Raw genomic sequence first — 20,262 nt, forward strand, 5'->3', positions numbered from 1 at the left:
GCGGCGGCATCGTGGGGAACTCGCTCCCCGGGTCAAGCCCGAAAGCGCGGCCCCGCCAGCCCGGCTATCGGGCGGGAGCTACGTCAGGCCTCGCCTTCGTCCGGAGCCGCCTCGCTCACGAGATGCGGCAGGTGCTCCTGGTGCCAGAGGCGCAGGCGGGTGAGCGCCGGATGGGCGAGATTGCGGGCGAGATAGCCCTCGATCCGCGGCAGATGCGCCAGGTAGGCCGGCTTGCCGTCCCGCTTGTCGAGGCGGGCGAAGATGCCGAGGATCTTGGTGGCGCGCTGCGCCGCCATCACCGCATAGGCTCGCGCGAAGCCCTGCATGTCGAAATCGGGCTCGCGATTGCGCCGCTCGCGCACGTAGAGGCCGAGCAGGCGCAGCTCGAAATCCGCCGTGGCGTCGACGCGGGCATCCTGCAGCAGCGAGGCGAGATCGTAGGCCGGGTGGCCGAGGACGGCATCCTGGAAGTCGATGACGCCGATGCGCTCGAGTCCCTCGCGCTCGGGCAGCCAGATCAGGTTCGGCGAATGATAGTCGCGCAGGGTCCAGGTCGGACGCTCCGGCTCGACCCCGCGCAGGACCTCGGCCCAGAGCGCCACGAATTCGGAGCGGGCGGGCGTGGGCAGCGAGGCACCCCGCACCGACGGGCAGTACCAGTCCGGCAGGAGTTCGGTCTCGAACAGCAGGGCTTCGAGATCGTAGGGCGGCAGGACGTGGTCGATGCCGTCGGCGACGGGGAGAACCCCGGGAAGCTCGGTGGCGTGGAGCTTGGCCAAGAGGCGCACCGCCTCGGCGTAACGCTCGGGGCGCGGACCGTTGGCATCCACCACCGGTTCCGAGCCGAGATCCTCGATGATGAGCAGGCCTTCGTCGAGATCCTCGCCGTAGATGCGGGGCGCCGAGAAGCCGAGGGCGCGGAGGCCACGGTCGACGCCGACGAAGGCGTGGACGCTCTCGGCGAGCTTGACGATGGCGCTGTAGGGCTTGCCGTTGCGCACCGGCGGGCCATCGGGCCGGGCCGGGGAAATCATCAGCACGGCCTTGGTCCCGTCCGGCTTCACCAGACGCTCATAGAGCCGGGAGGACGCATCACCCTGCATGAGGATGCGTTCCGCCTCGTCCCAACCGCTGCGGTCGAGCAAAGCGCGCAGGGCGCGGGCGCGCTTCATGCGGGCGCGCATCTCGCCCTGGCCGTCGATGCGGGCCAAACGCGAGCCCTCCCCGAATTCCGGCCGCAGCGACAGGTCCACGGTCAGGATCGGGCCATCGCGCTGACCGAGGCGCTCGGGCCATTCCACGAGGGTGATCGCGGTGTCGGTCATTTCGTCGAAGCCGAGCTCCACCAACTCGTCCGGACCGCGCAAGCGATAGAGGTCCGCATGGACGATCTGCCGGCCATTCTTCGCTTCGTAAGGCTGGATCAGGGTGAAGGTCGGGCTCGGCACTTCGAGTTCCGGATCGCCCGTGAGTTCGCGGATCAGCGCCCGCGCCAGGGTGGTCTTGCCGCCACCGAGCCCTCCGGACAGCGCGACGATGTCGCCCGGCTGCAGGAATTCGGCGAGGAAGCGGCCGAGATCCTCCGTCGCGCCCTCGTCGGGGAGGACAAAGGCCCAGGCGGGTTTGGTCTCGCGCCGGGTCTCGCCCGAACCGTCCTCACTCACCGCCACATCCTCCGTCCGCGCCATTCGCTAGACCGCCTCGACGCCGGACCATGGAATGGCCGGGACGCAAGGCGGGCTGCTCATCTAACGCGGGCATCCTTAAACAAAATCGTCACGCACCCTAAGGGGTGCCGCGCGTCCGGGCCAGCGGCGCAATCCGCGCGGCCGCGTTTTTACGAGGGATGACGCGGATGCGGCTACTCCGCCGCCGCGCGCTTGGGCTCCGGATTGTCCACGGGAAACGTGCAGGTCACGCGGGTGCCGCCACCGGGCTTGGAGGCGAGCTCTACCCGGCCGCCGTGGAGCTCGACGAAGGAGCGCACGATGGAGAGGCCGAGGCCGACTCCGCGATGACGGGTTCCCAGCGTGCGGCTCTCGAACCGGTCGAACACCCGCGCGGCGACGTCTTCCGGCATCCCGCGGCCCTCGTCGCGCACGGTGAGCGTGAGTTCCGACTCCGTCCGGCGGGCCGTCACCCGAACCAGTTGGCCGGGGGAGGAGAAACCGACGGCGTTCGAGAGCAGGTTGAACAGAATCTGCCGCACGCGCTTTCCGTCGGCGACGAAACTGCCGATGTCGTCGGGCATGTCGAGATCGAGGCTGATGGCGGATTCGGCGAGGCGATCCTCCAGGCCGCGAGTGGCCGCCTCAACGGTCGCCCGGACATCGATGACTTCGCGGGCGAGTTCGAGCGAGCCGGCATCGATCGAGGCGAGATCGAGAATGTCGTTGATCATCACGAGCAACGCACCCGACGAGCGCATGATGTGGTCGGAATACTCGCGCTGGCGCTCGTTGAGCGCGCCCACGGTCTCGTCGCCGAGAAGCTGGGTAAAGCCGATGATGTTGGTGAGTGGCGAACGCAGCTCGTAGGAGACGTGGTGGACGAAGGTATCGCGGAGCTGCGAGGCCCGTTCCAGGGCATCGTTCTTGTCGGTCAGTGCCCGTTCCACGTTCACGCTGGCCGTGACGTCGATGAGGGTGAGCAGCGTCGCTCCCTCCGGCAGGGGCTGTGCGGCGCAATCCAGCACCGTGCCATCCACGATCTCCAGACGACAGGTGAGGCCTGCCCGGCTCTCGAGGCCGGTGATGGCGCCACGGATGTCGAGCCAGGGCTCCTCGTCCGGCGAGAGCCTCCGGCAGACCTCGATCACCGCATCCACGCGCGGACGCTCGCCCAGGGTCTCCTGATCCAGGCGCCACAATGTCGAGAAGGCGCGATTGGCGAAAGTCAGGCGTCCGTCCGCGCCGAACACCGCCACCGGTTCTTTGAGCGTGTCCAGCGTCTCGGCCTGGACCCGCATCAGGGCGTTGTAGCGGGATTCGAGCTTCACGTTCTCGGAGACGTCATCGAACAGGTAGGTCAGGCCACCCTGAGGGTTCGGGTCGGCGACGACGCGCAGCGAACGTCCGTCCGGCGGATGCCACCAGGTCTCACTGGCTTCGACGGCGCGGTAGGCGGCGAGCACATCGGCTTTCCAGGCTCTGAAATCCGCCTGTTCGGGCAGTTTCCGGGCCGCGCGCAGATGGTCGAGGATCTCGCCGTCGAGGGGGCCGGAATCGAGAAACGCCTGATCGAGGCTCCAGAGTTGGCGATAGGCGGCGTTGTGGAAGATCAGTCGCTGGCGCGCATCGAACATCGCCACGGCGGTGGGGAGCTGGTCGAGGGTGCGGACATTGGCGTCCATCTGGCGCTGCAGGTCGGCGCGGACGCTCTCGAGTTCGGAGACATCCACGGCGATTCCGACGCGGCCTGAATCGATGGCCGCCTCGGTGACGTCGAGGATGCGGCGCCCGCCGGCCACCACCGCCGAGAGTCGCTTTGCCGCCCTGCCCCCGGACGCGGTGCGGTCGCCCTCACCGCGGGCGATGAGATCCCGCGCCTGACGGTCGAGCAGTTCGATCCCCTCGGCGACCGCCGCCTCGCGGCTGCCGGCTTCGACGGCGGCGACATAAGCGGTGTTGACCCAGGCAAGGCCGCCGTCTCGGTTGCGCCGCCAGACCGGCTGGGGAATCGCGTCGAGCAGGTTCGCGAGGGCGGAGAGACCGCGCTTGGTCTCGTCGAGCGTTTCGCGCAATTCGGCGAGTTCGCGATGCTCCTCGGTGGTCTCGCGCAGGCGAAGCAGGGCGCGACCGGCCAGGGCCTGCCCGTGCGCGTCGACGATCCGCCCGGATTGGGCGCGGACGGTCATGCGGAATCCGGCGCCGCGTTCGCGCAGAGCGTCGAGAGACGCTTCGATGGCGCCCGCATCCGCCGGCAGAAGCCATGTTCCGAAAGCCAGGATCAGCCCGGCGGGACCCGGTTTCACGCGGTTGCCGTCGAAGGCGAGGGTGAGGTCGCCCTCGATGACGGGCTCGCCACGCCCCGACCAGGTGACGATGACCTGCCGCTCGGCACCGAGCAGCATCTCGGCCCGGTCTTCGGAGCTGCGCAGGGTGTCGAGATCGGCGATGAGTTCGCGCTCACGCCGGGTCCAGCGTCCGCGCTCGCGCAGGTGCAGCAGGGACAGAATGGTCGCGAAGATGATCAGGCCGATGAGGATCGCGAGGCCGGTGGCATTGTGCATGTGCAAGGGTAGGCCGATCACCCACGAGGATTGGTCGCCGACATAGCCGGCTCCGAGCGTCGCGGCGGTGGGCGACGGCATGGCCGTGCCCTCGCCGGACGCCGCCATGGCGTGACCGGCCACCATGACGCCCGCCGCCACACCGGCAGCGACAGAGACGACGGCAGCGCCGACACGCCCGTTCAGGCGTGCCGTTTCATCGACCCTCATGACACGTACCGCCCCTACGAACCGTCGCTGAGGCGCAGTTGCGCCCATCCCGCCAGACGCCCGAAAGGCGGCCGCGGGGTTACCTCCAGATGAGGAATCACCCCACACTAGCGCGAGCCGGAATCCTGCCGGAAGAGGGTTAAGCTTATCTTCACCATGTCGCCGATCGGTTGCCCGGCCATCGGCGCAGAAAGGACACACTTGTGCCACGGGTGCGCCATGGCCGCCGCGGCGAAAAAAAAGCCCGGCACAAGGCCGGGCTTTCTTCGATGTCGCTCACAAGGGGCCGGCAGCGCCGGCTCCCGGAAGCGGTGTCAGTAGCGGTAATGGTCGGGCTTGAACGGGCCGTTCTCGGAGACGCCGATATAGGCGGCCTGGTCGGGGCGGAGCTTCGAGAGCTTCACGCCGATCTTCTCGAGGTGGAGCATGGCGACCTTCTCGTCGAGGGCCTTCGGCAGGGTGTAGACCTGTTTCTCGTACTTGCCGGGGTTGGTCCAGAGCTCGATCTGGGCCAGCGTCTGGTTCGTGAACGAGGCGGACATCACGAAGGACGGATGGCCCGTGGCGTTGCCGAGATTCACCAGGCGTCCCTCCGACAGGAGGATGATGCGGTGGCCGTCGGGGAAGGTGATCTCGTCCACCTGCGGCTTGATGTTCGACCATTGCATGTTCTTCAGGCCGGCGACCTGAATCTCGTTGTCGAAATGGCCGATGTTGCAGACGATGGCCCGGTCCTTCATCGCCCGCATGTGGTCGAGGGTGATGATGTCCTTGTTACCGGTCGCCGTCACGAAGATGTCGGCGCGGGGCGCGGCATCTTCCATCGTCACGACCTCGTAGCCTTCCATCGCGGCCTGGAGGGCGCAGATCGGATCGACTTCCGAGACCAGCACGCGGCAGCCGGCATGGCGCAGCGACGAGGCCGAGCCCTTGCCGACATCGCCGAAGCCCGCGACCATGGCGACCTTGCCGGCCATCATCACGTCGGTGCCGCGGCGGATGCCGTCGACCAGCGATTCGCGGCAGCCATAGAGGTTGTCGAACTTCGACTTGGTGACGGCGTCGTTCACGTTGATCGCCGGGAAGAGCAGCTTGCCCTCCTTGGCGAGATTGTAGAGGCGGTGCACGCCCGTGGTGGTCTCTTCCGAGACGCCCTTGATCGAATCGGCGAGGCCGGCGAACCAGCCCTTCGGCTTCTCGGCGAGCTTCTTCTTCAGGAGGGCGAAGAAGATCTCTTCCTCTTCCGACTCGGGCTTGTCGAGGAAGGCGGTGTCGCCGTTCTCGGCGCGGAGGCCGAGATGCACGAACATCGTAGCATCGCCGCCATCGTCGAGGATCATGTTCGGCATCGAGCCGTCATGCCAGTCGAACAGCTTGGAGGTGTAATCCCAGTACTCGGTGAGCGTCTCGCCCTTAATGGCGAAGACCGGGATGCCGGCGGCCGCGATGGCGGCGGCGGCATGGTCCTGCGTCGAGTAGATGTTGCACGAGACCCAGCGGATGTCGGCGCCGAGCGCCTTCAGGGTCTCGATCAGCACGGCCGTCTGGATCGTCATGTGCAGCGAGCCGGCGATCTTCGCGCCCTTCAGCGGCTGCGACGGACCGTATTCCTCGCGCGTCGCCATCAGGCCCGGCATCTCGGTCTCGGCGATGGAAATTTCCTTGCGGCCGTAATCGGCCAGACCGATGTCCTTGACGATGTAATCCTGGGCCATGGGGTCGCTTCTCCGTCTCTCGCTTCGTTATGGCGAGGCCTATAGCAGGCGAACCGGCGCGAAGCAATCAAGACATAAAGATGTCTTTATACGTGTTCCAGGCTGCGTCGGTTTGGAATCAGGATAGAGGGACGGGAAGGAGAAAGCGGATGGGACGCTTCACCGACGAGATGCGCGCACGCCTGCCGGCCGGCTTCACGCTGCCGCCGGAGATCGCCTCACTGTTCGACTGGATCGAGGAGCGGGGCCTTCTGCACGAAAGCCAGCGTGTGCCCGGCGACAGGTTCGGGACGCTTCAGCCGCTGGAGGCGCCTTACGCCGGCGCGGTCGTTCTGTTCCGAGTCGAGCGTGAGGACGAGGCCCGCTCCTATGCCGAGGGCTGGTTCGGAAACCCGGACACTGCCGCGCGCCTGATCCCCTTCGCACGGACCGGTGCGGACGGTTCCTACGCGGCTTTCTGGCTCGATGACGAGGGATATCAGCGCATCGTCCATCTCGGTTCCGAAGGCGACGGCCTCTGCGTGCTCGGGCAGACGCCCCTCGATTTCCTCCGGCTTCTGGCCATCGGGCACAACGAGTTGGGGACCGGGCTCGCGCGTCCCGACGCGGAGCCGGAGGACGAACCGGATTACGAGATGGAGGTCGACAACCCTCCCTTCCGAGATTGGCTGACGACGACCTACGGCGTGACGATCCCCAGGACGGTCTCGGAGATCGTGCCGACACCGCCGGACAGTTTCGCCAAGGCGAGCGACGACCCGTTCTGGCAATGGGTTCGCCGATTGCAGGAAGCCAGGGACGGGGCCGCCCCGCCCAGCCCCTGATTCGCCCCGAGGCCTGCGTCATCTCAGGCCGCCTGACGGGGCTCCTCCACGAGTTCGTCGGCAGGGCCGAAGAACTCGAACCGCACTCGCTCGGCCGGAACGCCGTGCCGGGCGAGACCGTGGACGAGGGAGACAAGGAACGGCTTGGGGCCGCACAGATAGTAGGTCGCCTTGGTGAGCGGAGTCTCCCGTGCCAGCCAATCCGCCGTGATCAGGCCGTCGGCATCGTAATCGATGCCCTGGCGGTCTCCGTCCTCCGGCACGGCGTAGAACGTCCGGACCTCGATGTTCGGCGCTCGGGCCGCCAAGCCACGGACATACTCGCGCATCGCATGGAAACGTCCGCTGATGGAGCCGTGGACGTACCAGACCGGCCGGTCTGCCCCTGTCTCGACCAGCGTTTCCAGCATGCTCAGCATCGGCGTGAGGCCGACACCGCCGCTGACGAGGACGACGGGCGTTTTCGTCGAACGGTCGAGGAAGAAATCGCCGGCGGGGGGCGCGAGGCGCAGGGCAGTGCCCGGCTTTGCCTCCGCATGCAGCCAGTTGGAGACGATCCCGGCCGGTTCGCCCGGCCGCTCCTCACGCTTGACCGTGATGCGGTAGGCCCGGTCGTTCGGCGCACAGGAGATCGAGTAGTTGCGCTTGAGCACGCCCTGGCCGGGCAGGTCGATGAGCATACCGAGATACTGGCCGGGCTCGTGACGCAGTACCGGCCCGCCATCGCGCGGCGCCAGCACGAATGAACGGATCGTCTCGCTCTCCTCTGTCACCGATTCGACGACGAAGTCCCGCCAGCCGTTCCAGCCACCGGGCTTGTGCGCGAGATCGCGCGCGATCTCCGCCTCGCGGCCGATCAGGATATGCGCCAGGAACCAGTAGGCCTCCCCCCATGCGGCGCAGATCTCGGCGGTGGCCGCATCGCCGAGCACGTCCTGGATCGCACCGAGGAGAGCGTCCGCCACGAAGGGATAATGCTCCGGCAGGATGTTCAGGGCGACATGCTTCTGGGCGATCCGCTCGACCGCGCCGCTCAGCGCGCCGAGATCGTCGATGTGGCGCGCATAGGCGAGCACCGCCAGGGCCAGCGCCTTCGGCTGCGAACCGGTCTCGCCGTGATGCGACTGGTTGAACAGGTCGCGCATCGCCTCGTCCCTGAACAGGCGCTCGTACATCCGCTTCGTGATGGTGAGCCCATGGGCTTCGAGGGCCGGAACGGTGGCCTTGATGAGGGCGATGGTCGCGGGCGTCAGGGGCTGGGACAAGGACAGGCTCCAAAGGTTCATTTCATATGCACCTTATCGCCGATGTGTTTTAGAAGATGCAAGCGGAATGTATCTTTAAAACCCTGTAGGAGGGTGGAATGCGCCTCACCCGCTACACCGACTACGCCTTGCGCACCTTGATCTATCTCGGGTTGAACGAGAGCCGGGTGAGTTCGATCGCCGAGATCGCGCGCGCCTACGGGATCTCGGAGAGCCATCTCACGAAGGTGGTGCATCAGCTCGGCCGGATCGGCCTCGTCCAGACCACGCGCGGTCGCGGCGGCGGCCTGCGGCTCGCCCGTCCCCCCGCCGAGATCGTGGTAGGCGCCGTGGTGCGGCAGACGGAAGAGGATCTGGCCCTCGTCGAATGCTTCGCGAACGGGGCCTGCGCGATCACCCCGTCCTGTCGACTCCGGAAGGCGCTGGGTGAGGCCCTCGCCGCCTTCCTCGAGGTGCTGGACCGGTACACGCTGGCCGATCTTCTCGCGGAGGGCGCCGCGCCCGATCTCGCCTTCCTCCTCGGCCTGCCAGCGCCGGGCGTGATCGCGCCGCCGACGGTCGAAGCGACCGTGCCGGTCCCTCCTGCGCGCGGTCGATGAGCCTCAGCTCTCGTCGCGCAACTGCCGCCGGATGATCTTGCCCGAAGTCGTCATCGGCAGGGACTCGCGAAAGGCGATCTCGCGCGGATATTCGTGGGCCGAGAGACGCGAGCGGACGAAGGCCCTGATCTCGTCGGCCAGGGCGTCGCTCGCGGCGATCCCTTCACGCAGGACCACGAAGGCCTTGACGATTTCGGTGCGGAGCGGGTCCGGCTTGCCCACCGCCGCCGCGGAAGCGACGGCCGGATGGCGCAGGAGGCAATCCTCGATCTCCACCGGCCCGATGCGGTAGGCCGCCGAAGTGATGAGGTCGTCCTCGCGGCCGATGAAATGGACGTAGCCGTCCGCATCCCGCCGGGCGGTGTCCCCGGTGAGCATCCACTCCCCACGAAACTTCGCGGCGGTGGCTTCGGGCTGGTTCCAGTAGCCGAGGAACATCACCGGGTCGGGCCGGGCGACGCAGATCTCGCCGGGCTCGTCCACCGCCGCCTCGCTGCCGTCGGCGCGCTGGATCATCACCCGGTGGCCGGGCACCGGCCGGCCGGTGGAACCCGCCCGCGCGACGCCGGCCGCCTTGCAGGAGGCGAGGACGAGGTTGCACTCGGTCTGGCCATAGGCCTCGCCGATGGTGAGGCCGAGTTCACTGCGGACCCATTCGAAGGTCTCGGGCCCCAGCGCCTCGCCGGCCGAGGCGATGTTGCGGAGCCGGGACAGATCGAAGCGTCCGCGCGGGTCGGGCACGCCGCGCAGCATCCGGAGGGCGGTGGGCGGCAGGAAGGTCGTGGTGATGCCGAGTTCGGCGATGAGCGCAAGGGCCGTCTCCGGCGCGAAGCGCGCGGTGGCCCGCGCCACCACCGGCACGCCGTGATGCAGGCTCGGCAGGACCGCGTTGAGGAGACCGCCCGCCCAGGCCCAATCGGACGGTGTCCACATCAGGTCGCCGGGTTTGGGGGGGAAGTCGTGCATCATGGCAAAGCCCGGCAGGTGGCCGAGGAGCACGCGATGGGCGTGGAGCGCCCCCTTGGCGAGGCCGGTCGTGCCGGACGTGTAGATCATCAGGGCCGGATCGTCGGCCCGGCTGTCGATGGCTGTGAAGCGGTCCTGAGCGGATGCGATCAGATCGGCATAGGCGAGGGCTCCGCCGACGGCACCGTCGAGGCAGATGAGATGGGCCAGAGCCGGGAGAGCATGGCGGATGCCCTCGATCTTCGCCAGTCCGGCCGCATCGGTGATGAGCGCGGCGGCGCCGGAATCCGACAGGCGGTATTCCAGCGCCTCCGGGCCGAACAGGCCCGCCAGCGGCAAGGCGACGGCGCCGAGCTTGTAGGCGGCGGCATGGGCGATCACGACGGCGGCCGATTGGGGCAGAAGCACACCGACGCGGTCGCCGGGGCGCAGGCCGAGCCCAACGAGGGCTTGCGCGAGGCGGTTCGACGCCTCGCGCAAGCCTCCGAATGTCGTCGTCGTCACCGCCCCCGACGACGAGACGTCGTGGATCGCCGCGCGTCCCGGCTCGATCCCGGCCCAGCGGTCGCAGACATCGACGCCGATATTGAACCGCTCGGGGATGTCCCAGGCGAAGCCCGACACCAGGGCATCGTAATCGGAAGCCGGTTTCAGCACGGCGAAGACCTCACGCCGCAGTGGGTTTGAATCCGCCGGCGAACACGAAATCCGTGATCGGACGACGGCCGGTCGGGCTCTCCTTCGCCGTCTGCTCCTCCGTGAGATTGCCCGCTTCGATCATACGGCCGACGCCGTAGGCGGCCTCGACCCGATAGGTCTCCGGCACGTTTAGGGCCGTGATCGTACGCTCCCGGTCGAACCCGGTCATTCCGTGCGCGTGCCAGCCCTGGCGGATCGCCTGGAGCTGGAAGTTCGCGGATGCCGCGCCGGCATCGAGGGAATGGCTCCAGGACGGCTTGAGCTCGTCGCCGACCTTCATCTGCGTATTCGAGACCAGGATCACGATGGCGCCGGTATCCTTCACCCATTTCTGGTTGCCGGGCACGATCAGGTCGAAGAAAACCTGCCAATCGGGCGTGTCGCGCAGGGCGTAGAGGAAGCGCCAGGGCTGCGAGTTATACGCGGACGGCGCCCATCGGGCGGCCTCGAACATCCGCAGCAGTTCCGATTCCGGCACGGCCTCGCCGGTGAAGGCGCGGGGCGAGCGACGCTCGACGAAGAGCGGATCGATCTCATGGTCGGTCTGACGAGTCGGCAAGGCTATCTCCGAACGTGACGACCCCACCTGGCGCCATCGGCTGGCAGGGGACTCCTAGCGAGATGCACGAGGTCGGGTGCAAAGCGCAAATGCCCCTTGCGCATCCGGCTTCCGGCAATGTGGAAATTTCCCCGGGATTGCATGCAAGATGGTTCGAATTTGAACGATCTTTTTCAAGGGGGTTCAGCACTGTTAGGGATCATAATGCGTATTGGCGTTATTATCGACGTGACGATGCGACCGAACGGCAATGTCGAGGTTGAAGACGGTGCTGTCTGAGGCTTGGACGACAATGAATTCGGGGCGAACGACTTTGAGCCGTGGGCGGATCGCGTGAGTGAAAGACCGGTACGCCGGCTTAGTGCAGGCGGAACTCTGGCACCCGATTTTCCCGGTGCCGGTAAAGACATGCGCCTGCTTAGCGCCATCGATAGGCAGTTGCGTGCCAGGACCCTCAAACTCGCCTTCGAATCCGAGCTCGAAGCGCGTTTCGAGTACGACACGCGCGAGAAGCGCGTCCGGGACATCCGTTACACGATCGTCCTCGGCATGGTGGTCTTCCACGTCTACAACGTCGCGGGTTTCGTGACGACGCCGGACCTCGCCCTCCTCAATGTCGGGCTGCGGGTCCTGGCGATGACGCCGCTGGCTCTGCTGATCATCTGGGCGGTAGGGTGGGTCAGTGGTCCGGTCCGCGAAGCCATTGGCGGGATCGGCATGCTTGCGGCCACCGGTATCCCCATCCTGATTTTCTGGATGGGAACGGGTCCGCTGGTCTCGCTGACCACGGCGACGATCTGGCTCAGCGTCCTCTTCGCCAACATCACCCTACCGCTGCGGTTCTTCTGGGCCTGCTTCCTGTCGGGTATCACGGCCATCGCGGTGGCGGCGGGACTGTATCTGAAGCCGGACATCGCAGCGCCGGTGGGCGGCGTCCTCGGCCTCGACATGATGACGGGCATCCTCTTCAGCCTCGTCGCCACCTACAAGATCGAAGCCGCGAACCGGCGTGACTACCTCGTCAACCTGCGGGAAAGCTTGCGCGCCAAGCGCCTGGCCGAGGACAACACGACCCTCGCCCATCTCTCCACCACCGATCCGCTTACCGGCATCGCCAATCGGCGCGCTTTCGCGCGCGAGCTCTCCGAGTTCTGGGAAGCCAGCCTCGGAGGCCGGCATTTCGCCGTGATGCTGATCGACGTCGATTATTTCAAGCTGTTCAACGACCATTACGGCCACGGCGCCGGCGATACGTGCCTGCGTGAAGTGTCCGCCCTGCTGGCGAAGACGGCTGCGGGGTCGGGTGCGTTCGTCAGCCGCTATGGTGGCGAGGAATTCGCAGTCCTGATGCACACCAGCGATCCCGACGAGGCCTATGGGGTCGCGGAACGGTTCCGCCGCAGCATCGCGGAGAAGGGCCTGATTCACGGAAACCGGAACGATCACCTCGGCTTCGTCAGCGTCAGCATCGGCGTGGCGACGAGCTGCGGCCCCGCCGCCACGGCCGTAGCGCTGGTCGAAGCGGCCGACATGGCTCTCTACGAGGCAAAAGGCACCGGCCGGAATCGAACCTGCCACAGCGGTAAGAACGGCAACGGCGAAGGAGGCCCCACGAGATACGTGGCGGCCGCGCAGTGGAGCGCCACCGAAAGACAGCCGGTCGCCAAAACCGGCTGAGCGGCAAGCATCTCTGTCAGGGCTGAGGCAGCGGTCTCAGAGCGAGCCGACCGGAAATCCGTGCCGGTCCCGTCCCACGACAGGACGAGACCGGCGTGAATTGAGCGTGAATTAATCGACGACCTTCGCCGTGGGACGGTCGTTGCCCTGAGCTGTTTCGTCGTGCCAGTCGCCCTTGCCGTCCTGGTAGCGGATACCCTCGGTGGAGCCCGGCACCTGCTGTTCGGCAGCGGCGGCCTGGGCGGCCTGCAGCGCTTCGTCGTGGCTCGGGAAGGTCTCGGAGAAGACGTCGCCGACCTTGTAGGCGAAGCCGCCATCGTGCTCGACGATGCGATAGGTGATCTCGGACATGCGGGTTCCTCCTCACGGCGCCTGCGTTCTTGCGCCACGTGCTTGGCATGGCGAACGGAGCGGGGCTGTCCCAGGTTCCGTCCCCAGCTTCCGTCGCGACTCAGTGACGGGTGGCTGGAGCCTGCGTCATGCGAGAAACGGCCGCCTCGCAACCGGCGATCAACGAACCGCGCACATCGCCGGAATCGTAGCCGGCGCCATCGGGGAAGGCCATGATATGCGTGACGTCGTCCCCCTCACGGTGGATATGGCCGAGCCAGCCCTCGGCGACACGCTCGAAGCGCACCTCGAAACGCGCGCCGTCATGCTCGAATTCATGAGGGTCCATCTGTTTCTTCCTTTCGAGCCGCAGGAGGACGGCGCATCGGACGATGCCTCGCCGGATGTGGGAAGCCGGGCTATGGCGTCAAAGACCGACTGAAAAGGAAATCGGCGATGCGCCTGAACCTGACTGCAGCCTTCCTCCTGACGATCCTGGCCGGCCCATCGGCCTGGGCGCAATCCGGCGGAAGCCTGTTCGGAAGCCCGAGCGCGTACCGGCCAACCCCTTCGCGTCGAACTATCCGTCCGCGGCTCCTTCACGTTCCGATGGGGTCTACGAACGCTCGTCGCGCGGAGGCACGAGACGACAAGCCGCACGCCCGCGGCGGGTCGAGCCGCTTCGCCCGCCCCGCGACATTCCGCAATGATCTCGGGTTTCGGGCGTCAGCTCTGGCTCAGCTCACCGGCGATGGCGGTGACGATGCGCGGATCGTTGGGTTCCACCGACGAGGGATAGGCGCCGACGAGGCCGCCATCGCGGCCGACGAGGTATTTGTGGAAGTTCCAGTTCGGCGTGGAACCGGGCTTCTCGGCGGCGGCCCAGCGATAAAACGGGTGGGCCTGCGGCCCGCGCACATGGGTCTTGGCGGCGACGGGAAAGGTGACGCCGTGATTCCGGCGGGCAGCCTCGGCGATGGCGACGCCGTCGAGGGGCTCCTGATTGCCGAAATCCGGCGACGGCACGGCGATCACCGTGAGGCCGCGCCCGCCGAAGCGCGTCCACAGAGCCTGAAGCCCGGAGAACTGCCCGGCAAAGCCGCAGGCGGTGGCGGTGTTGACGATGAGGATCGGCTTGTCCGCGAAATCCTTGAGAGCGATCAGCCCGCCTTCCGGTTTCTCGAAGGCGAAGGCCCTCGCATTGTCCTCGCTGGTCGCGGCGCGCGCACCGGTTGCTATGACGCTGCCGAGAAGAAACAGGGCCTGTCGGCGAAGTAGGCTCATCGGGGGTCGCTCCCTGGGCGGACAGAGGCTGGAATCGGCCCGCTTTCGCCCTGACGGAAACTAGTCCGGCGATCCGGACTGTCCACTATCGGGTGCATCGCGGGTGGAACCTTTCGCAAGGGCTCAGCTTGAGCGAGGACCGAGTTCGACCACCGAACCCAGAGCGGAAAGACACGCCCCTATGCGCATCCTGTTGCTTGCAGCGACCCTCGCAACGCCCCTCGTCTTCGCTGGAGCGTCGATTGCCGGTGCTCAGACGGCGGATCCGCAGAATGCGGGCTCGGCTCCGGCTCCGGCGGCCCCCGCCACTCTCAACAACGACCTGCGTCCGACCTTCGTCGCACAGGCGCCGTCCGACCGGGTCACCTCCAAGCTGATTGGCCTGACCATCCAGAACGGCGCCAACGAGACGATCGGCGAGATCGCCGACATCGTTCTCGACGAGAGCAGCACGATCAAAGCCTGGGTCGTCGGCGTCGGCGGATTCCTCGGCATCGGTACGAAATACGTGGCCGTGGATCCGAGCGCCCTGAAGCTCGCCCGCGTCGACGACAAGGCGATGAAGGCGACGATCGACACCAACAAGGACCAGCTCCGCGCCGCGCCGGAATATGTCTATCTCGGTCAGGCCAAGCCCAATTCCGGCGACACCAAGTCGACGGAGACGAGGGCGCCCGATGCCAAGCCGGCGGAAACCAAGACGGCTCCCTGACGCCAAAGGCACGCCGGCATAGCGTGCCTTGGAGCCGTGGCGATGTAACGAGAAGGGCGGCCGAGACGGTGATGTCTCGGCCGCCCTTCTCGTTACCCGATCGGAAGAGTCCTAAAGGTCAATCTCGGTTTCCGAGAGCCTCGCGCACGGTGCTGGCGACCGCGTCGTTTCTGACCTCGTTCGTCACGTAGACGTCGTCATGGCCGTCCTCGATCACCTCGGGCAGAGGGTCGCGCGGAGCTTCGTTGGCGAAGACGATCCGCAGGTCGGGCCGCAGGGCGCGCGCTTCGAGAACAAGCTTGGTCGAACACAACTCGCCCTTGAGGCTGATATCGGTGACGAGCACGTCGACCGGGAGGCCGAGGGCCAGAACCGTCATCGCATCGACGCCGGAATCGACGGTCGTGGCGGCGTATCCGGCACGCCGGATCTGCGATGCCACCTCGTCGCGCCAGTGTTTCTGTCGTCCAGCGATCAGAACCTGAACGCCGTAGGCTCCACCGGTGGAAGCCGTCGGTTCCATGGTCGAAACTCCTCGTTTCCGCCTGGGCGCGCCTGGATCGGCTCAAGCCAGTTCCAGCACGTATCTTCTGTGCGACGCGTCATCGTAGGACACGTTTGCACTGCAGGACAAGGCGTCCGCAGATATCCGTCGCGTCGGATACAGGAAATCCCCGAGGAGCTTGACTGTTCCCTCGAAAGCGCCCGCCGGTGTTGACGTGGCGGCGGTGGGCGATGCAACACCGCCGCGCCGCCAGAGAATCGATAGCGGCGGATTGCCGGAGCCCGACCGACTGATGTCATCCGCCAAAACTCCCCCCGTCTCGCCCCTCGCACCGAAATCCGTGCCGGACCTGCCGCCCATCGCCGGCGTCGGCATCGCCACCGCGCAGGCGGGCATCCGCTATTCCGGGCGCACCGACGTGCTCTATCTGGCGTTGCAGCCGGGGACACAGGCGGCGGGCGTGTTCACCCGCTCGAAATGCCCCTCCGCACCGGTGGATTGGTGCCGCGAAGCCCTGGCGAGGGAAGGCGCCCGCGCCCTCATCGTCAATTCCGGCAATGCCAACGCCTTCACCGGAGCGCGTGGACGGGACGCCGTGGAACTCACCGCGAAGATCGGTGCCGAGGCGGCGGGATGCCGGCCCGACGAGGTCTTCATCGCCTCCACCGGCGTCATCGGCGAGCCCCTCGACGCGACCAAGTTCGAAGGTGTGCTGAGCGATTGCGCGGCCCGGACCGAGACCGGCCCAGCAGCCTGGGCGGCGGCGGCGCAGGCGATCATGACCACCGACACCTTCCCCAAGCTCGGCACGCGCACGGCGACGATCGACGGGACAACGGTGACGATCAACGGCATCGCCAAGGGCGCGGGCATGATCGCCCCCGACATGGCGACGATGCTGAGCTTCGTCTTCACCGACGCGGCCCTGCCGCAGGTCGTGCTCCAGACCCTTCTGAGCGCCGGCACGCAGACGAGCTTCAACTGCGTGACGGTGGATGGCGACACCTCCACCTCCGACACGCTGATGCTGTTCGCCACCGGAGCCGCCGGCAACGCACCCGTGACCGATCCGGGCGACGCCCGCCTGTCGGGCTTCCGCGCGGCGCTGGACGATCTGCTCATCGAGCTGGCGCAGCTCGTCGCCAAGGATGGCGAGGGCGCGCGCAAGTTCGTCACCGTCAACGTGAAGGGCGCGACGAACGATGCCTCGGCCCACCGCATCGCCATGTCCATCGCCAATTCGCCCCTGGTGAAGACGGCCATCGCCGGCGAGGACGCCAATTGGGGCCGCGTCGTCATGGCGGTGGGCAAGGCCGGGGAGCCCGCCGACCGCGATCGCCTCGCGATCTGGTTCGGCGACGTCTGCGTCGCCCGCGAGGGCGCCCGCGACCCGGATTACAGCGAGGCGGCAGCGAGCGCCGTCATGCGCGAATCGGACGTCGCCGTGACGGTCGATCTCGGCCTGGGCAATGGCACGGCGCGGGTTTGGACCTGTGACCTGACCAAGGGCTATATCGAGATCAACGGGGATTACCGTTCATGAGCCGCTCGTCCGAGCGCGCTCCGCGCCGGTTCCGGATCGCCGTCGCATCCGTTCTGCTCGCCGCCCTGGCGCTTCCCGCATGGGCGGACGAGCACGACAAGCGTGAGAGCCGCATCGTCGTCACCGGCCGCGCCCGCGCCGAGACGCCACCGGATTTCGCCTCGGTGGAGATCGGGATCGAAGCCAGGGGCGCGACGCCCGCTGCCGCCCTCGACGGAGCGAGCTCCGTCGTCCGCGCACTCATCGCAATGTCGTCGGGATTCGGCGTCGGCGAGAGCGATATCGGCACGACGGCGGTCACCCTCACCCAGGCGACGCGGGAGGTACGCCAGCCCGACGGCAGCACCACCGAGAAGCCGGACGGCTACCGCGCCGCCAATAGCGTGCGGGTGCGCCTCTCGGATATGGGCAAGCTCGGCGAGCTGATGCGCAAGGCTTTGGACGCGGGCGCCAACCGGATCGAGGGCGTGGCGTTCGGCCTGAAGGACCCCAATGCGGCGGAGGCCTCCGTGCAGGTGGCGGCCATGAAGGATGCGATGGCGCAGGCGGGACGCCTCGCCGAGGCCGCCGGTGTCAAGCTCGGAGCGCCCCTGTCGATCCAGACGACGCCCCAGGGCGGCGGGATGCCGATGGCGATGGCGGCGGCCCCGATGCGGTCCAAGCGCTCCGGCGTGCCGGTGCCGCTGGCGGCGGGCACGATCGAGACGAGTGCCGAGGTCTCGGCCAGCTTCGCGATCCTACCGTGACACAAGACTCCGCCGTGACGCCGCCTCCGTTCCGCATCCTCCTCGTGGTGGCGGTCGCCCTGGTGGATACGGATGGTCGTGTCCTCCTGGCCCAGCGCCCGGAGGGCAAGCAGCTCGCCGGTCTCTGGGAGTTTCCCGGCGGCAAGGTCGAGCCCGGCGAGCGGCCGGAGGAAACCCTGATTCGCGAATTGCGCGAGGAGATCGGGATCGAGGTGAAGGAGGCCTGCCTTGCTCCGCTGACCTTCGCGAGCCACGCCTATCCCGACTTTCACCTGCTGATGCCGCTCTATGTCTGCCGACGCTGGGAGGGTACAGCCCGTTCCATGGAGGGGCAGGCGCTGAAATGGGTGCGCCCGCGCGAACTCAAGGACCAGCCGATGCCGCCCGCCGATGCGCCGCTGATCCCGTTCCTGGTCGATCTCCTCGGACCTTGATGGCTGCACCCTGCCGCCACAGGTTGTCCGTCGGAGGCGGGAGACGGAAAGCATGGCGCGCAAGGCAGCGGTAAAGACGGCCCCCAAGCCGAGCGCGGTCGCGGCGGAGAAGCCGAAGCGCGTCACGCGCAAGACCACGCCGTCGCCCGAGACTTTGGCGCCGCTGGGGCTCGACCGATTGATCGGCCTCGTCCTCGACGAGACCGCGCGTAACCCCGCCTTCAAGAAGCTCGTCACCGCGGCGATCGCCGGATTGCAGGGACCCGATGCCGTCGCCGCCCTGATCGACAGACGGTTGACCGCCCTCGAACGGGCCCACGGTTACATCGACTGGCAGAATCGGCGCGCCTTCGCCGCCGATCTCGACGCCACGATCTCCACCATCGTCTCGGAACTGGCTCCCCTCGACGTGGACGCCGCCCTCAACCGGTTGATCCGTTTCCTCGGCGGGGCGCAGGGCGTGCTCGAGCGCGTTGACGATTCCAGCGGTCAGGTGGTGGGCGTCTACGAACGGGCGACGCATGCCGCCGCCGATCTGGCGCTTCGGCTTCCGCCGGCGGACGCCGCCCGATTGGCGGTGAAACTGGTGCCTCTCCTCGAGACGGACGGGTTCGGCATCCTCGATGCCCTGCTGCTCACGGTGGTGGAGGGCCTGCCGGATACGGCCTTGGCGCCGGTCGATGCGGCCCTCGCATCGGCGACGCCGCCGGAACCGAAGGGATCGGGCAAGCCGGCGGCTCGTTCGGCAACCATGAGCACGCAGGGCTGGGACCGGAAGATGGAGCGCATGCGCCTGCTGCGGATGCGGCAGGCCCTGGCCGACCGGCGCGGCGACGTCGAGGCTTTTATCGCCCTGGAGCAGGCGATCTCCCCCGATCATCCCAACACGATGGCCGTGGCGGAGCGTCTTCTCTCGGCGAACCGCGCCGCCGAGGCGCTCGACTGGATCGGACGGCGGCAGAAGCGCGGAATCGTCGTCGTCACCCGCGAGCAGATGCTCACCGGAAGCTTCGACCCGGACGCGCCCCAGCGTGAGCGAGCCTCCCTCGAAATCCGCATCCTCGACGCGCTCGGCCGCAGGGACGAGGCCCAGGCAAAGCGCTGGGCCTGTTTCGAAGCCCATCTCGACCGGGAGATGCTGCGCGACTACGTCGCCAAGCTTCCCGATTTCGAGGACGAAGAGGCGCTGGAGCGTGCCTTCGACCATGCGGCCTCTCACGACGACCCCTACCGCGCCCTGCATTTCCTCGTGCATTGGCCAAAGCGCGACCGTGCTGCGCGCCTCGTCATCGACAAGGCCGGAACATGGGATGGCAACCGCTATGAGATCCTCGCTCCCGCGGCGGAGGCTCTGGAAGAGGCGAGCCCGAAGGCGGCGAGCCTGCTCTACCGCTGCATGATCGACGACATGCTGAGCAAGGGCCGCTCCAGCGCCTACGGTTACGGCGCACGCCACCTCCTGGCCCTCGATGCCCTGGCGCAGCGCCTCGAACCGGGCGACCTCACGCCGGACCACGCCGCCTATCGGGACGCGTTACGCAAGGCGCACGGGCGGAAATCGGCCTTCTGGGAGAAGGCTGGTCAATCCCGCGTGTGACGGAACTCAGCCCACCTCGATGGCGTCGACCCTGTCCGGATAGAAGGCGAGATGATCCTTGATTTCGGCGACGGCGGGAAACGGAGTCTCGTAGCTCCAGACCGCGTCGGCCCGAACCGTGTCGCCGACCGTTAGCGTGTAGTAGCTGGCCTCGCCCTTGTAGGGGCAGTGGCTCCTGCGCGCCGAGCGGGTGAAATGCTCCCAGCGCGCATCGGCGCGGGGCAGGTAATAGACCGGCCCGTAGCTCGCCTCGTGGAGGACGAGGGCAGCTCCCGATTCCGCGATCACGGTTCCGTCTAAGATGACGCGGACGCGCAGAGGGCTCGTCTCGATGGTGATGGGATGGTCCGGGCCGGGCTGTTTCAT

19 protein-coding genes are annotated in these 20,262 nt (G+C 67.3%); 8 read left to right on the plus strand and 11 right to left on the minus strand.

What is annotated here, in order from left to right; all coding sequences use genetic code 11:
- Positions 1-83 precede the first annotated feature (83 nt).
- The 3 genes from tsaE to ahcY all read right to left on the minus strand — a co-directional run bounded on the left by tsaE (position 84) and on the right by ahcY (position 6,156).
- Positions 84-1,688 carry a tRNA (adenosine(37)-N6)-threonylcarbamoyltransferase complex ATPase subunit type 1 TsaE gene (gene tsaE, locus ACYQML_RS00100; RefSeq protein WP_461234342.1) on the minus strand — a complete coding sequence of 535 codons (1,605 nt, stop codon included), beginning with the start codon at positions 1,686-1,688 and terminating at the stop codon, positions 84-86.
- Positions 1,689-1,861: 173 nt separating this feature from the next.
- Positions 1,862-4,441 carry an ATP-binding protein gene (locus ACYQML_RS00105; protein ID WP_461234343.1) on the minus strand — a complete coding sequence of 860 codons (2,580 nt, stop codon included), beginning with the start codon at positions 4,439-4,441 and terminating at the stop codon, positions 1,862-1,864.
- Between the two features lie 314 nt (positions 4,442-4,755).
- Complete coding sequence (gene ahcY / locus ACYQML_RS00110) at positions 4,756-6,156, minus strand: adenosylhomocysteinase (protein WP_207413157.1); 1,401 nt, start codon at positions 6,154-6,156, stop codon at positions 4,756-4,758.
- Between the two features lie 149 nt (positions 6,157-6,305).
- On the opposite strand from ahcY, the gene ACYQML_RS00115 reads away from it, so the two are divergent.
- The gene (locus ACYQML_RS00115; protein WP_461234344.1) at positions 6,306-6,980 is read left to right on the plus strand and encodes a hypothetical protein; all 675 of its coding nucleotides are present in this window, start codon (positions 6,306-6,308) and stop codon (positions 6,978-6,980) included.
- Between the two features lie 23 nt (positions 6,981-7,003).
- On the opposite strand, the gene hmpA is transcribed toward ACYQML_RS00115, so the two are convergent.
- Positions 7,004-8,245, minus strand: coding sequence for an NO-inducible flavohemoprotein (hmpA, locus tag ACYQML_RS00120; RefSeq protein WP_461234345.1), 1,242 nt, complete (start codon positions 8,243-8,245; stop codon positions 7,004-7,006).
- A gap of 98 nt (positions 8,246-8,343) precedes the next feature.
- Here hmpA and ACYQML_RS00125 point away from each other — a divergent pair, with 98 nt between their 5' ends.
- Complete coding sequence (locus ACYQML_RS00125) at positions 8,344-8,844, plus strand: Rrf2 family transcriptional regulator (RefSeq protein ID WP_461234346.1); 501 nt, start codon at positions 8,344-8,346, stop codon at positions 8,842-8,844.
- Between the two features lie 3 nt (positions 8,845-8,847).
- Here ACYQML_RS00125 and ACYQML_RS00130 read toward each other — a convergent pair whose 3' ends face one another.
- The gene (locus ACYQML_RS00130; RefSeq protein WP_461234347.1) at positions 8,848-10,467 is read right to left on the minus strand and encodes an AMP-binding protein; all 1,620 of its coding nucleotides are present in this window, start codon (positions 10,465-10,467) and stop codon (positions 8,848-8,850) included.
- Positions 10,468-10,477: 10 nt separating this feature from the next.
- Entirely contained in the window at positions 10,478-11,068 is a 591-nt protein-coding gene (locus ACYQML_RS00135; protein WP_461234348.1) for a nitroreductase family protein, read from the minus strand.
- A 408-nt stretch (positions 11,069-11,476) separates the two neighbouring features.
- On the opposite strand from ACYQML_RS00135, the gene ACYQML_RS00140 reads away from it, so the two are divergent.
- On the plus strand, positions 11,477-12,745 hold the full coding sequence (locus ACYQML_RS00140) for a GGDEF domain-containing protein (RefSeq protein WP_461234349.1): 1,269 nt from the start codon (positions 11,477-11,479) through the stop codon (positions 12,743-12,745).
- Between the two features lie 111 nt (positions 12,746-12,856).
- On the opposite strand, the gene ACYQML_RS00145 is transcribed toward ACYQML_RS00140, so the two are convergent.
- The 3 genes from ACYQML_RS00145 to ACYQML_RS00155 all read right to left on the minus strand — a co-directional run bounded on the left by ACYQML_RS00145 (position 12,857) and on the right by ACYQML_RS00155 (position 14,359).
- Positions 12,857-13,096 (minus strand): hypothetical protein, encoded by a 240-nt coding sequence (locus tag ACYQML_RS00145; RefSeq protein ID WP_018042095.1) that lies wholly within the window; start codon positions 13,094-13,096, stop codon positions 12,857-12,859.
- A 100-nt stretch (positions 13,097-13,196) separates the two neighbouring features.
- Positions 13,197-13,424 carry a hypothetical protein gene (locus ACYQML_RS00150; protein WP_056429065.1) on the minus strand — a complete coding sequence of 76 codons (228 nt, stop codon included), beginning with the start codon at positions 13,422-13,424 and terminating at the stop codon, positions 13,197-13,199.
- Between the two features lie 377 nt (positions 13,425-13,801).
- Complete coding sequence (locus ACYQML_RS00155) at positions 13,802-14,359, minus strand: glutathione peroxidase (protein ID WP_461234350.1); 558 nt, start codon at positions 14,357-14,359, stop codon at positions 13,802-13,804.
- 181 nt (positions 14,360-14,540) lie between these two features.
- Between ACYQML_RS00155 and ACYQML_RS00160 the strand changes: the two genes are divergently transcribed.
- Positions 14,541-15,071 carry a PRC-barrel domain-containing protein gene (locus tag ACYQML_RS00160; RefSeq protein ID WP_056429055.1) on the plus strand — a complete coding sequence of 177 codons (531 nt, stop codon included), beginning with the start codon at positions 14,541-14,543 and terminating at the stop codon, positions 15,069-15,071.
- 118 nt (positions 15,072-15,189) lie between these two features.
- On the opposite strand, the gene ACYQML_RS00165 is transcribed toward ACYQML_RS00160, so the two are convergent.
- Positions 15,190-15,594, minus strand: a complete 405-nt coding sequence (locus ACYQML_RS00165; RefSeq protein WP_056429052.1) for a response regulator — start codon at positions 15,592-15,594, stop codon at positions 15,190-15,192.
- 274 nt (positions 15,595-15,868) lie between these two features.
- Between ACYQML_RS00165 and argJ the strand changes: the two genes are divergently transcribed.
- Genes argJ through ACYQML_RS00185 form a run of 4 tightly spaced genes read left to right on the plus strand, consistent with a single transcriptional unit; the run spans position 15,869 to position 19,896 of the window.
- Positions 15,869-17,119, plus strand: a complete 1,251-nt coding sequence (argJ, locus tag ACYQML_RS00170) for a bifunctional glutamate N-acetyltransferase/amino-acid acetyltransferase ArgJ (RefSeq protein ID WP_461234351.1) — start codon at positions 15,869-15,871, stop codon at positions 17,117-17,119.
- On the plus strand, positions 17,116-17,865 hold the full coding sequence (locus tag ACYQML_RS00175) for an SIMPL domain-containing protein (protein WP_461234352.1): 750 nt from the start codon (positions 17,116-17,118) through the stop codon (positions 17,863-17,865). The genes argJ and ACYQML_RS00175 overlap by 4 nt, the downstream gene beginning before the upstream one ends.
- Entirely contained in the window at positions 17,862-18,299 is a 438-nt protein-coding gene (gene mutT, locus ACYQML_RS00180; RefSeq protein WP_461234353.1) for an 8-oxo-dGTP diphosphatase MutT, read from the plus strand. The genes ACYQML_RS00175 and mutT overlap by 4 nt, the downstream gene beginning before the upstream one ends.
- 52 nt (positions 18,300-18,351) lie before the next feature.
- Positions 18,352-19,896, plus strand: a complete 1,545-nt coding sequence (locus ACYQML_RS00185) for a DUF6880 family protein (RefSeq protein WP_461234354.1) — start codon at positions 18,352-18,354, stop codon at positions 19,894-19,896.
- A 6-nt stretch (positions 19,897-19,902) separates the two neighbouring features.
- Here ACYQML_RS00185 and ACYQML_RS00190 read toward each other — a convergent pair whose 3' ends face one another.
- Positions 19,903-20,262, minus strand: coding sequence for a DUF427 domain-containing protein (locus tag ACYQML_RS00190; RefSeq protein ID WP_461229694.1), 360 nt, complete (start codon positions 20,260-20,262; stop codon positions 19,903-19,905).

Source organism: Methylobacterium sp. CM6244 (genome assembly GCF_054817885.1).

Coding starts and splice junctions, on each gene's coding strand:
- tsaE (WP_461234342.1), bottom strand. CDS start 1,688: ATGGCGCGGACGGAGGATGTGGCGGTGAGTGAGGACGGTTCGGGCGAG.
- ACYQML_RS00105 (WP_461234343.1), bottom strand. CDS start 4,441: ATGAGGGTCGATGAAACGGCACGCCTGAACGGGCGTGTCGGCGCTGCC.
- ahcY (WP_207413157.1), bottom strand. CDS start 6,156: ATGGCCCAGGATTACATCGTCAAGGACATCGGTCTGGCCGATTACGGC.
- ACYQML_RS00115 (WP_461234344.1), top strand. CDS start 6,306: ATGGGACGCTTCACCGACGAGATGCGCGCACGCCTGCCGGCCGGCTTC.
- ACYQML_RS00125 (WP_461234346.1), top strand. CDS start 8,344: ATGCGCCTCACCCGCTACACCGACTACGCCTTGCGCACCTTGATCTAT.
- ACYQML_RS00140 (WP_461234349.1), top strand. CDS start 11,477: ATGCGCCTGCTTAGCGCCATCGATAGGCAGTTGCGTGCCAGGACCCTC.
- ACYQML_RS00145 (WP_018042095.1), bottom strand. CDS start 13,096: ATGTCCGAGATCACCTATCGCATCGTCGAGCACGATGGCGGCTTCGCC.
- ACYQML_RS00150 (WP_056429065.1), bottom strand. CDS start 13,424: ATGGACCCTCATGAATTCGAGCATGACGGCGCGCGTTTCGAGGTGCGC.
- ACYQML_RS00155 (WP_461234350.1), bottom strand. CDS start 14,359: ATGAGCCTACTTCGCCGACAGGCCCTGTTTCTTCTCGGCAGCGTCATA.
- ACYQML_RS00160 (WP_056429055.1), top strand. CDS start 14,541: ATGCGCATCCTGTTGCTTGCAGCGACCCTCGCAACGCCCCTCGTCTTC.
- ACYQML_RS00165 (WP_056429052.1), bottom strand. CDS start 15,594: ATGGAACCGACGGCTTCCACCGGTGGAGCCTACGGCGTTCAGGTTCTG.
- argJ (WP_461234351.1), top strand. CDS start 15,869: ATGTCATCCGCCAAAACTCCCCCCGTCTCGCCCCTCGCACCGAAATCC.
- ACYQML_RS00175 (WP_461234352.1), top strand. CDS start 17,116: ATGAGCCGCTCGTCCGAGCGCGCTCCGCGCCGGTTCCGGATCGCCGTC.
- ACYQML_RS00185 (WP_461234354.1), top strand. CDS start 18,352: ATGGCGCGCAAGGCAGCGGTAAAGACGGCCCCCAAGCCGAGCGCGGTC.
- ACYQML_RS00190 (WP_461229694.1), bottom strand. CDS start 20,262: ATGAAACAGCCCGGCCCGGACCATCCCATCACCATCGAGACGAGCCCT.